Genomic DNA, 11,876 nt, shown 5'->3' with positions numbered 1-11,876 from the left:
TGCAAACGTTAATTAAAAATCAATTTCTCAGGGTGGCAATCAATCGTTTAGGATTTTCAAAAAAAGCAAATACATCCAGAATATGCCGGATCATCACATCGGCTGACATCAGTGCCGGTAACGCCATCCCCTCCTCCCCAAGCACGGCGACACCCAACACGGCTTGTTTAAGCATCAAGGCGTCGTTAACCCCGTTGCCCACAGCCAGGGTGGTGTCCGGGCCGATGTGATTGAGCACGTCCAATTTTTTTTGATCCTGGTTCTGGTTTGAAATCAGTACGACTTGGGCCTTCACGCCCTCAAGCTGTGCCTGGACCGACCCAAAGGTGTCAGCCGTCACCACATGAAAATCAAGGCGGTGGGCAAGCCGGTTCATGGCCGCCCCCACGCCGTCAAGAAGGCGGCCATCCGCTGCAATGGTGCCGTTGTAGTCAAACATCACATTTTGAATATTAACCGGACCGGTGCCGGGAATTTCAACGCGGATCATGCCGCCTCCTAACGACGTCTTATAACCAGCCGCGGGCTGACCTGGTTTTTCACCGTGGTTCAGCCCACAACAGAAGTTGAAAAATCTGTGTTAGTGACACAGACCGTCTTATAAAAAAATATTTTTCCTGAACCTTATATCCCGCACCAGGTAACAACATCTTCCACTTTCTCTCTATGACTGATGACCTTATTTGCAGGGAAATCATCGTCCGGGTATCCAATGGCAATGGCAGCAAGCAGGCGTTTATCATCGGGAATTTGAACAATGTCTCTAAGTACGTCGGAATAGGTGATGCCCTGGTTTTCGATACAGGTGCCAAGCCCGAAATCAACTGCAGCCAGGCAGATATTTTGAATAACTAATCCGGCATCCAGGTAGGCACCTTCAACGGGAAGTGATTTATCGCCGACAAGGATGATCGCCGCAGGCGCATCAAAATACCGGAATCCGCGTTTCACCCACTCAAGCCGCTTATCTTTATCTTCCCTGCCGATTTCCATGAGTTTAAACAGCCGTATGCCAATGTCCACCTGGCGGTCACGGTAAACCGTTCCTTTTTCCGGTTCAATCAGGATATGCGCCATTTCCCCGGGAGGGGCTTCAGGACTGATGAGCCGGTTCACATTTGCCTTCTTAAGCTGTTCCAAAGGTTCATCGGCAACCACATAAAAGTGCCACGGTTGTGCATTTTTCGTAGACGGCGCCCTGACGGAAATTTCCAGAATTTCATTTAAAACCTCTTTGGGGACCGGCTTGTCTAAAAACCCGCGAATACTTTTCCTTTCCTTAATGGCAGCTTGTAATTCCATCATATCTTCCTTGGCTAACTATTAATTGCATCTATTAAACCCGCTAAATTGATGCCAGGCAGTGTACTGTCAACCGTAATAAATATTCAATACTTTTTATTTTCACCTACTCCGGGGTTAAGCTTGCCCCAAAACAACCCTTTATCCCGGAGGAAATCCAATGTATAAACTTTTACTATTATGAATAATACAAAACAAATCATCAATATGCATGCAGCGGGTGAGGACCCGGCCGTTCATCACCTTAAGGCCAGGGTATATTATGAAGATACGGACCACTCAGGGGTTGTTTATCACGCCAATTATCTGAAATATTTTGAACGGGCCCGGGAAGATATATTCGGTGTTGAGACCCTGGTGCAGCTGTGGCACGATAAAAGCATCGGCTTTGCCGTGTACAAAGCGGAGATCGGATACCACGACGGAGCTCAGTTCGGAGATCTTCTGGACATTCGTACCACCTGGGAAAAACAGGGGCCATACCGGGTGGTGTTTTTTCACAGCGCCTGGCGCCCGGAGCAGAACAAGCCGGCAGTCACCTGCACCCTGGAACTGGTGTGCCTGGGGCCGGGCAAAAAGCTTTTGCCCATTCCGGAATTTGATTTTTTGGATTAAACTCCCTGATTTGTGCTTGAACGGAAACCCGTGTTTGGACGAAAACTTGCCCAGATGCAAGGCGCCGGTGGGTGACTTTTCGTTCAAACACCAATTTTACAACTTTTTTACAACCATTTTACCCCGGTTTGACACATGACTTTTTTCAATGGGTTATCCTTTGCGTGTAAGTAAAAGCTTTTCAGACATACTTGCACCTTAGAGAGAAAACCCAATACTTCATAAAAAGGAGAAAGGCATGAGCACCAGGATTACCAAAACAACAAAAGTTGCCGCGCATTTTATTTTTTCCATTTTAATGGTCACCCAGGCCTTAGGCGTATCCCCGGCCACGGCAGCCCGGGACCGTGTCACCTGCCGGGTGGAAACGGACAGATCCATACTGCCGGCAGATGATCCCCAAAACGTCATTTTAAAAATCACCCTGGATGCCCCGACGGTACCTGAAAACACCGCCCGCCCCCGGGTGAATATTGCCCTGGTAATGGACCGTTCCGGCTCCATGGGCGGCACAAAAATTCAAATGGCCAAGGCTGCAGCCGTGGAGGCGCTGTCCCGGCTTGGCAAGGATGACGTATTTTCTCTTGTCACCTACGACACGGAGGTCACCACCCTGGTTCTGGCCCAAAAAGTTAGGGAAACCGGTTCTATCATCCACGCCATCAAAGGCATTGAAGCCGGCGGCAACACCGCCCTTTTCGGCGGGGTAAGCCAGGGCGCCGCGGAAATCAGAAAAAACGTTGAAGACGATTATGTTCATCGGGTGGTGCTTCTGTCCGACGGTCTGGCCAATGTCGGCCCGAGCAACCCTTCCGATTTAGGGCGTCTTGGGGCAGGACTGTTCAAGGAAAACATCTCGGTGACCACCGTGGGCGTGGGCACGGACTACAATGAAGACCTCATGGCACAACTGGCCCAGAAAAGCGACGGCAATACCTATTTTGCCGAATCCGGAAGGGATCTGCCCCGGATCTTTGCAGCGGAACTGGGAAACGTGCTCAATGTAGTGGCCAAACAGGTGGTTGTAACCATCACCTTGCCTGCGGGCATCGAACCTGTGGAGATCATCGGCAGGGAAGGCCGGATCCGGGGAAACCGCATTGAACTGTCCATGAATCAATTGTACGGGGGGCAGGAAAAATTCGCCCTGGTGGAAGTGCACATGAAAGGCCAAAAAGACGGAAGTTCTGTTCAAATTGCCAAAGCCGATGTCTCCTATCAGGATCCTTTCTCCATGAAAAATTTAAAAGCCCAGGCAAAGGCCACAGCCAGCTTCAGCCGGAACAAGGCCAAGGTAGCGGCATCCACCAACCCCCAGGTGGTCAAGGATTACCAGCTCAACCTCAATGCCCTGGCCCAGGAAAAAGCCATTGAACTGTCTGACCAGGGTAAAACCAAAGAGGCGGCCCGGGAATTAAGACAATCTGCAGCGGCATTGAAAGGCTATGCCGGCAAATACAATGATAAAGAGGCACTTGAAGAGGCCCGGGAAGCCGAAGCCCAGGCAGATGTGCTGGAAACCCAAGGTATGAGCAAAAAAAGCAGAAAAGCGCTTCGGACCAAATCGTACCAGATGAAGAATCAACAAATTCAAAAATAGGCCATTATGACCAGCCGGCGCTCAATCATTATATTCTGGACCCTGCTTTTAGTACCAGCCATGGTGCTGGCAGGGTTTGCTTTTCGCCAGCTCTCTTTTGAACAGGAACGGATACGAAGGGCTGGAATTACGGCACTTGAAGACCAGGCCCGGCTGGTGGTCCAAAATCTTGACCAGACCATGGCCACCCTCCAGGCCAACCTGACCCGGTCCCTGCTGGATATAAATGCACAGGACGTAAGCGCCCAGACCCTTGGAGAAGGCCTGTTAGCCTGGGAAAAAATCAATCCCCTGATACGCAATGTATTCATTTTCCATCCCCGCCAAGGCCTGCTGTACCCCCGGCGTTCCCGGGCAGCCACAGGAGAGGAAAGGCAGTTTATCAACCGGTTTAACCCGCTTATGACCGGTGACATCTCCTTTGAATTTAACCGCCCGGCTGACAGGGAGGATAAAACGACTTTCGCAAAAACAGTCCGGCCCGGCAGCCTCTATGCTCTGTCCAGACAGTCTGTCCCCGCAATATTAGAAGAAGACACAACCGCCGCCCCCCAGACCGTTGCAACCTTGGGCAAATCCGGCTGGATCCCCTGGTTCAGCGATAACCAGCTTTATGTACTGGGATGGGTACAACCTGAACCGAAAGGTATGATCTACGGCATTGAACTGGAGATGATGGTCCTTTTATCCCGGCTGATGACGGATATTCCCGAAAACAGCCGGCAGGGCACGGCACTTGTGGTCATGGACGGCAATGGCAGCACCATTCACCACACAGGTCCCCTTCAATTTAACCATGATCCTGAAACAAAGGATGCAGTGGCCAGAATGGATATATCCGGACGTCTGCCCCACTGGTCTGTGTGCGTGTTCACCGATGACTCAGCCTTGTCGGAATCAGACAACTTCCTGGTCATTGCCCTGGTCCTTGTGGGCATACTGGTTACAGCCATTGTATCCGCAGGTGTCCTGATCACCCGGCTGACCCTGGCACAAAGCAGGGATGCCCGTCAGAAAACCTCCTTTGTAGCGGCGGTTTCACATGAACTGAAGACCCCGTTAACCAGCATCCGGATGTATGCCGAACTGCTGTTGTCAAGGCGGGTATCAAATCCTGAAAAACAGCAGGCCTATCTTGAAGTGATGGTGGCAGAAAGCGAGCGGCTTACCCGCCTGATCAACAATATCCTGGATTTTGGAAAGCTTGAGCAGGGCAGGAAAAAATACCGGATCAGTGAATTTGATATGGGACAATTTTTGGACGAGTGCATCCGCACCAACCGGATCAGGTTGAAAAAGGCGGGATTTGAACTTATCACACAAATTCCGGATCAGGCGTTTCCCGTCAAAACGGATCGGGATGCCATGGCCCAGGTATTTCTTAACCTGATGGATAATGCCATCAAATATGCTGGATCGGGAAAGTTCCTAAAAATCATTTTAGACAGGACATCCCATGATGTGCAGATAAAAATCCAGGATGACGGCCCGGGCATTGACCCTGGCCTTAGGGAAAAAATCTTTGATAAATTTTTCAGGGCCGACAATTCACTCACCACATCCAAGCCGGGATCAGGCCTGGGACTGAGTATCAGCCGGCACATGCTTCGGGATTTAGGCGGCGATATCGTCATGGACACCACACTTGCCCGGGGCACAGGCTTTATAATAAGGACACCCATCCATGAATAATACAACCATACTTGTGGCAGAGGACGACATCCACATCCGGATCGGTTTAACAGACACCCTGGAAAGTGAAGGGTATCAGGTCATTGAGGCGGGCGATGGTAATGAGGCCCTGAACGCCTTTGAACGCCACCCCCCGGATCTTGTACTTTTGGATGTGATGATGCCGGGCAAAAGTGGTTATGATGTGTGCCGGGCCATCCGGACAAAGGATGCCATGGTTCCGGTGATTATACTCACGGCCAAAGGAGAAGAGATCGACAAGGTGGTGGGCCTGAGACTTGGGGCGGACGACTACATCACCAAACCATTTGGAATTCATGAACTTCTGGCAAGAATTGATGCGGTGCTGCGCCGGGCCAAAAGATTCAAGAGCCCCGCTGCAAAAGATAAAAGCAAAGCCCCTTTTGCCTTTGCCGGCTTCATGGTTGACCCCAAACGATTTAAAATCACAGGTGCCAATAAAAGCTTTGATCTATCAAGAAGGGAAATTGAGCTGCTCAAATTCTTTGCCGCACATCCCGGAGAAGTGCTGGACCGGGACACTATTTTAGCTCGTGTCTGGGGTGTGGATTATGGAGGAACGACCCGGACCCTTGACCAGCATATCGCAATGTTAAGAAAAAAAATTGAAAAAAAACCTGCAACCCCAATAATCATTACAACCGTTCACGGTGTGGGATACAGGTTTGAATCAGACGAATAGCTACGCTGATTCCTTTTCCAAAATACTCAACCCAACAACTTTGTGCCCGGGATGCCGCCCTTGCTCAGGATCTGAAATATGGCGGATTTCCACCCGGTACATCTCTAAAGAAAGGCCGTTTCCCCCTCTGCGAAGGGTAACAGAAAATATCTGGCCCTCCCGGATATGATCCAATACCTTGGAGTCCTGTCTTGCCAGGATGCCTAGGCCTGTGTAGCTCCAGTCCCTTAGGGGAAACTGGTACGCAAGCATGGAGCCTGGGAAGGTAAATTCAACACTGGCACCGTCGGCAGCTGCTGTTCTCATTTGTGTGCGAAGCTCTTCGTTTTCTGAATGATTTTCTTTTTCCATAATCGGCCCGATAGTTAAATTAAATAAGAATTAACATATATATTAAGCCATATTACCTAATCAAATCAAGAAATTATTACTCCGTACGGCAAATGTATAATTAACATATTTAATTTTTTATGAAAACTTGTAAAATATTGTAAAATATTCAATTTTTCTATGAATTTTTGCTTATACATTCAATTTTTCCATAGAAATATTGACATAAACACAACTCGATCTATATATTGCATCAATAAAAATCCGTAAAGGAAACATCGTAAAGAATACGTAAAAGCCTGCGGAATTTATTTATGTACCAGTAGTATTTTAACAGCATCAAGGAGGTGCCCGTGAAAGACGAGCATATGTTGCCTGAAACGCAACAAAAAAAATCAGGAGTTACCCGGCGGTACTTCTTGAAAACCGTTGCCGGTGCCGCAGCCGGCATTGGTGTGTCCCAGGTGGTGAATCCTGCGCTGGTTAAAGCCCTTGAAAAAGGCCTTAAACGGCATCCGGTTGTCTGGATTCAGGGACAGGGATGCACAGGCTGCTCGGTCAGTCTGCTCAACAGCGTTGATCCCAGCATTGCAGATGTGCTTTTAAAAGTTATCAGCCTGCAATACCATCCCACAGTGATGGCCGGCGAAGGCGAAACCGCCCTGGAAAACCTGTTTGCTGTTGCCAAGGAATATAAGGGAAGATTTTCCCTTGTTGTGGAGGGCGCCATTCCTACGGCAGCAGAAGGCAAGTACTGTGTAGTGGGCGAATACGAGCATAAAGAGTACACCATGGTTGACCTGGTCAAAGAAGTGGCTCCCATGGCCGGCTCCTGTCTTGCTGTGGGCACCTGTGCCGCGTTCGGCGGTATTCCGGCAGCCGAAGGCAATGTCACCGGAGCCACAAGCTGCAGGGACTTTTTTGCAGATAACGGCATTGGGACCCCGATTGTCAATATTTCGGGCTGTCCGCCCCATCCGGACTGGATTGTCCTGTCTGTCGTACATCTGCTGGAAAAAGGCATTCCGGAATTGGATGACGAAGGACGCCCCATGCTCTTCTTTGGAGAAAATATCCATGAGAACTGTCCCAGACTGGACATGTATGACGAAGACATACTGGCCCAAACCCTGTCAGCCCCCAAAGGCTGCCGTATGGATCTGGGCTGCAAGGGTCCTTCCACTTACGCGGACTGCTTTAAGAGAAAATGGAACAGCGGCCTGAACTGGTGTGTGGATAACGCCGTCTGTATCGGTTGTGTTGAACCCGGTTTCCCGGATGCATCATCACCTTTTTATGAACCCGAATAACCAAGGAACGCGGGAAATATGCAGCATTTATTTTTTCCCCAGGGCCTAACCGAAACAGATTCACACTAAGGAGAAATATTTATGTCAGGCAGCAAACCAGCTACCGCACCGATCGGCAGCACTAAAAAAATTAAAATAAGCATTGATCCGGTCACAAGAATCGAAGGGCATCTAAAAGCCGAGGTGGAAGTTAGAAACGGCGTTGTTGTGGATGCCCGCATGTCAGGTGGTATGTACCGCGGATTTGAGCAAATCCTTGTGGGCCGCGACCCCAGGGATGCCGTCCAGATCACCCAGAGAATCTGCGGAGTATGTCCCACCGCCCATGCCACAGCAGCATCCCTTGCCCTGGATGATGCATTCGGCGTAACGCTTACGGACAACGGACGCATCGCCAGAAATCTGATCCTGGGCGCCAATTTTATCCAGTCCCATATCCTGCATTTCTACCACCTGGCAGCACTGGACTATGTGAACGGCCCGGACACGGCGCCTTTCATTCCCAGATATAAAAACAATGACATACGGGTCCCCAAGGAGATCAATGATGTTGGCGTTGCCCAGTACCTTGAAGCCCTTGAAATGCGTAAAATCTGCCATGAAATGGTGGCGCTGCTGGGCGGCAAAATGCCACATGTCCAAGGCATTGTGGTGGGCGGAACAACGGAAATCCCCACCAGGGAAGCCCTGAATGCCTACGCAGAACGGTTCAAAAAAGTCAAAAAATTCGTCATGGAAAAATATATTCCGTTAATTTACACCCTGGCAGGGCCTTACGGTGATCTGCTTAAAACGGGTGCGGGGCATAAAAATCTGGTCTCCTGGGGTGTATTCCCCATGGACAACAAAGGCAATACCTTGTTGAAACCAGGCGTTTACACAGACGGCAAAGACTACAAAGTGGACCCGGCCCTGATCAAGGAATATGTAAAATACTCCTGGTTTGAGGACGACACCACCGGTCTGAATCCCACCAAAGGCAAGACCCGGCCTGAACCGGGCAAAGCCGGTGCCTACTCATTTATCAAAGCCCCCAGATACAATGACAAACCCCATGAAGGTGGTCCTTTGGCCAGAATGTGGGCCACCAATCCGGAGCTGTCCAAAACCGGCCAAAACGCACTGGGCGTAAAAAAACTGCGTGATATCGGTGATGCCTGTTTCTCAATTTTGGGCCGCCATGTGGCAAGGGCTGAAGAGACTGCCCTGGTTGCCGGGGCAGTTGAACAATGGCTTGCCCAAGCCACCCCGGGCAAAGAGACCTTTGTTCCGGCGGATATTCCCGAGAATGCTGAAGGGATTGGCTTGACAGAAGCCCCCAGGGGCGCGCTCCTACATTATGTGGACATCAAGGATTTCGTGATATCCAATTACCAGATCACCTCTGCCACCATCTGGAACGCCAACCCCATGGATGACATGGGCCAAAGAGGCCCCATGGAAGAGGCCCTGATCGGCGTTCCCGTACCTGATGTGGACAATCCGGTGAATGTCGGGCGCCTGATACGCGCCTACGACCCCTGACTGGGCTGCGCCGTCCACGTGCTGGACGCAGATACCGGCAAGGAAATCAAAGTGGAACTTCCCCTGTAATGGGAAACATCCCTTTCTGATTAAACAACAAAAACAATAGGGAGGCGGTTTACGGCCCTCCTTATTGTTTTGTAAAATTCCTAATTACACATATTCTAAAAACAGACCAATCGGGAATCAAACCATGAAAAGATTACTGGTGCTCGGTGTGGGAAATATCCTGATGCAGGACGAAGGCATCGGCGTCCACGCCATCAATGAATTCTGGAAGGAAAAAGAAGACTGGAAAGACGCGGATGTGGATTTCATCGACGGCGGCACTTTTACCCAGGACATCTTTTACCTGTTTGAAGCGTATGAAAATATTCTGGTGCTGGATATTGTCCGGGCCAATCAGACGCCCGGCACCATTTTTTGCCTTGAAGAAAACCAGCTGAGAAAAAATAAGAAGCAGATGCTCTCTTTGCACGACATTGATCTTTTAGACTCTTTAGGTATGGCTGAAATGCGTGGACACAGGCCCTATCTCAGGGTGGTGGGCATTGAACCGGCCACCATTGACTGGGGAACGGAACTCACACCGCCTTTGGCAGCCGCCTTTCCCGATTATTTGAAAATTGTTCGAAAACACATTAACGAAATCCTCGGGTCATCCGACACGGCCTGATACCGCGATTCTTGTGGGCAATCAATCTTAAAGTTAACCTGTACAGTGCAGATGGAAAATGATAATAAATATGGGGATGGAGATTCGACAGGAAGTCGAATCCAAATTCCTTGATTTTCTATGGTGTCTAACAATGGATAACATGCTGAGTCTCCCCAGTGATTCTGATATCAGAAAAGTTCTGAAAAAAGATGGCAAGGAACTGCCGGGGTTTGCCCAAGTCATGGCTAAAATGCTAACGATATGCAATGACCCTAACGCGTCCATTGGGGATGTAGCCAAGCTGGTTGAAACAGACCCGGGGATCACCGCAAAGGTACTGGGCATTGTAAACTCTTCTTTTTTCAGTCTAAGATCCAGAGTCTCTGCCATTTCAGAGGCTGTGCTGTTCCTGGGAATTGATGAGATTAAAAAAATCTGCCTTGGCGTGACTTTTTTTGAAAAAATGGTCAAGTCCGGCCCCAAAAAACAATTTGACCGGGCTTTTTTCTGGCGTCACTGTCTGTGCGTGGCAAGTCTCAGTCAGGCCATTGCAGATCAGATAGGATATCCCAGCCCGGAGGATGCTTATACGGCAGGCCTGCTCCATGATTTTGGAAGAATTATTCTGGACCGGTCCGGCCGGGTGAATTATGCTGATTTTTGTAAAAATGCTTTCAACTTCACCACCCCCTTGGTTGAAGTGGAAAGGGACATCATAGGGATCGGGCACGATGATCTGGGGGCGTATTACGGACATCGCTGGGGCTTTCCCGAAAAGCTTTGCCTGGCCATACAATACCATCACCGTCGTTTTGGCCATCTGGATATTTGCAAGGAAGATATGCAGTTTATTTGCATTGTTTGCCTGGCTGATTATCTGGCCTGGACCCAGGGCATGGGCCCTGTGGATCTGATTCTTTCGCCAATGCTTCAGCCCGAGGTTGAAAAAAATATTCAGCTTGACCGCATAGCCTTTGAAGCTGTGATCCAAAAGATGGATGAAGAAATTGAAAATACGGCCAAATTTTATAATTTCGAATTTCCTTCTACAGATCAATACCGGGCCACCCTGCTCAAGGCAAATTTAAAATTAAGTGCCATCAACTCAGGATGTTTTTCCCCCAAAGAAAAAGAAGTCCATGAGCAAAAGCTTTCTGTAACTGCAAGCATCACCGCGCCTCACTGCAGCCTGGAGCCCCAAAAAATCTTATCAGCGACCTTGAAAGCCATTTGCCAGGATTTTGGTTTTGACCGGGTTTACATATTAAGGGCAATCCCACCTCTGCGCCGCCTCCAGGTCGTGAAGTGCCTGAAGCATGACAGTTTTTCAGACCAGTTGGCAGCTCATTATATCTCCATGGATAAGGCGGATAACGGTTTCCACAAGTGCCTGAGAAATAAAGAGCCGGTTGTCATAAACGGCACCCTGCCGGGCGAAAAAGAGGTGCTGGAAAGATTTGCAATCTCCCAGATGCTTGTTGTTCCTTTTTGCAGCCATGATAAGGTGATCGGACTTCTGGGAATGGATCATGCCGAATCCGGCAAAAAAATTGAGCCGGGCCTGTTTTCATCCATTGCAATCGTGGCCAATGAGCTTGGGCTTGCGCTTGAAAATGCCTCAGCCTATAAAAAGGCGAAATCTGCATCTCTTCATGACGGGATGACCGGGCTGCTGAACAGGATGGCCATTGATGACCTGTTAAAAAAATCCTTCTTAAAAGCCGGCAACGAGAATATGGCCCTTTGTGTTGCGATGATTGATGTGGATCATTTTAAAAAATTTAACGACATGTTCGGTCACCAGGAAGGCGACACCGTCCTTAAACTGATCGCAAAAACCTTAAAAAAAATGTCGCGTCCCACGGACCATGTCGGCCGTTACGGTGGGGAGGAGTTTATCGTTGTCTTGAACGATACAAGCCCGGCCAAAGCGGTTGTGTATGCCGAACGTATTCGAAAGGAAATCGAACATCTGGGGCATCTGCTTTCAGATCGTTTCCAAGGACTTGGCCTGACTGTGAGTATCGGCATCAGCAAATTTGAAAATGATATAAAAAATCATGACGTTCTGGTGTCAAAGGCGGATAAGGCCCTGTACAAAGCAAAGGACGCCGGCCGCAACCGGGTGGTCTCAGGATAAGG

At 49.4% G+C, this 11,876-nt stretch carries 11 protein-coding genes; 8 read left to right on the top strand and 3 right to left on the bottom strand.

The annotated features are described in order from the left end of the window. Nucleotides 1-19: 19 nt before the first annotated feature. Together B147_RS0120410 and B147_RS0120405 are read right to left on the bottom strand one after the other, a co-directional pair. Nucleotides 20-490, bottom strand: a complete 471-nt coding sequence (locus B147_RS0120410) for an HAD family hydrolase (RefSeq protein ID WP_020589062.1) — start codon at nucleotides 488-490, stop codon at nucleotides 20-22. Between the two features lie 134 nt (nucleotides 491-624). Next, nucleotides 625-1,305 (bottom strand): nitroreductase, encoded by a 681-nt coding sequence (locus B147_RS0120405; protein ID WP_245569071.1) that lies wholly within the window; start codon nucleotides 1,303-1,305, stop codon nucleotides 625-627. A gap of 177 nt (nucleotides 1,306-1,482) precedes the next feature. On the opposite strand from B147_RS0120405, the gene B147_RS0120400 reads away from it, so the two are divergent. The 4 genes from B147_RS0120400 (at nucleotide 1,483) to B147_RS0120385 (ending at nucleotide 5,912) form a co-directional block, all read left to right on the top strand. Further along, nucleotides 1,483-1,917 (top strand): YbgC/FadM family acyl-CoA thioesterase, encoded by a 435-nt coding sequence (locus B147_RS0120400; protein WP_020589060.1) that lies wholly within the window; start codon nucleotides 1,483-1,485, stop codon nucleotides 1,915-1,917. A 238-nt stretch (nucleotides 1,918-2,155) separates the two neighbouring features. Then, on the top strand, nucleotides 2,156-3,517 hold the full coding sequence (locus B147_RS0120395) for a vWA domain-containing protein (RefSeq protein WP_020589059.1): 1,362 nt from the start codon (nucleotides 2,156-2,158) through the stop codon (nucleotides 3,515-3,517). A gap of 6 nt (nucleotides 3,518-3,523) precedes the next feature. Then, nucleotides 3,524-5,209, top strand: coding sequence for a sensor histidine kinase (locus B147_RS0120390; RefSeq protein WP_020589058.1), 1,686 nt, complete (start codon nucleotides 3,524-3,526; stop codon nucleotides 5,207-5,209). After that, nucleotides 5,202-5,912, top strand: coding sequence for a response regulator transcription factor (locus tag B147_RS0120385; protein ID WP_020589057.1), 711 nt, complete (start codon nucleotides 5,202-5,204; stop codon nucleotides 5,910-5,912). The genes B147_RS0120390 and B147_RS0120385 overlap by 8 nt, the downstream gene beginning before the upstream one ends. Here B147_RS0120385 and B147_RS0120380 read toward each other — a convergent pair whose 3' ends face one another. Beyond that, on the bottom strand, nucleotides 5,913-6,263 hold the full coding sequence (locus B147_RS0120380) for a hypothetical protein (RefSeq protein ID WP_020589056.1): 351 nt from the start codon (nucleotides 6,261-6,263) through the stop codon (nucleotides 5,913-5,915). It lies immediately after the preceding gene. Nucleotides 6,264-6,595: 332 nt separating this feature from the next. Here B147_RS0120380 and hysB point away from each other — a divergent pair, with 332 nt between their 5' ends. The 4 genes from hysB (at nucleotide 6,596) to B147_RS0120360 (ending at nucleotide 11,874) form a co-directional block, all read left to right on the top strand. Then, on the top strand, nucleotides 6,596-7,552 hold the full coding sequence (gene hysB, locus B147_RS0120375) for a NiFeSe hydrogenase small subunit (RefSeq protein WP_020589055.1): 957 nt from the start codon (nucleotides 6,596-6,598) through the stop codon (nucleotides 7,550-7,552). Nucleotides 7,553-7,633: 81 nt separating this feature from the next. Beyond that, on the top strand, nucleotides 7,634-9,076 hold the full coding sequence (gene hysA / locus B147_RS0120370; RefSeq protein ID WP_020589054.1) for a NiFeSe hydrogenase large subunit HysA: 1,443 nt from the start codon (nucleotides 7,634-7,636) through the stop codon (nucleotides 9,074-9,076). Between the two features lie 193 nt (nucleotides 9,077-9,269). Further along, complete coding sequence (gene hysD, locus B147_RS0120365) at nucleotides 9,270-9,752, top strand: NiFeSe hydrogenase maturation protease (protein ID WP_020589053.1); 483 nt, start codon at nucleotides 9,270-9,272, stop codon at nucleotides 9,750-9,752. A 133-nt stretch (nucleotides 9,753-9,885) separates the two neighbouring features. Beyond that, nucleotides 9,886-11,874, top strand: coding sequence for an HDOD domain-containing protein (locus tag B147_RS0120360; RefSeq protein ID WP_020589052.1), 1,989 nt, complete (start codon nucleotides 9,886-9,888; stop codon nucleotides 11,872-11,874). Nucleotides 11,875-11,876 lie beyond the last annotated feature (2 nt).

This window comes from Desulfobacter curvatus DSM 3379, from assembly GCF_000373985.1.
In the GTDB taxonomy this organism is placed as follows: domain Bacteria; phylum Desulfobacterota; class Desulfobacteria; order Desulfobacterales; family Desulfobacteraceae; genus Desulfobacter; species Desulfobacter curvatus.
The sequence above is the reverse complement of the archived record's forward strand: the minus strand, read 5'-3'. Positions and strand labels throughout refer to the sequence as shown.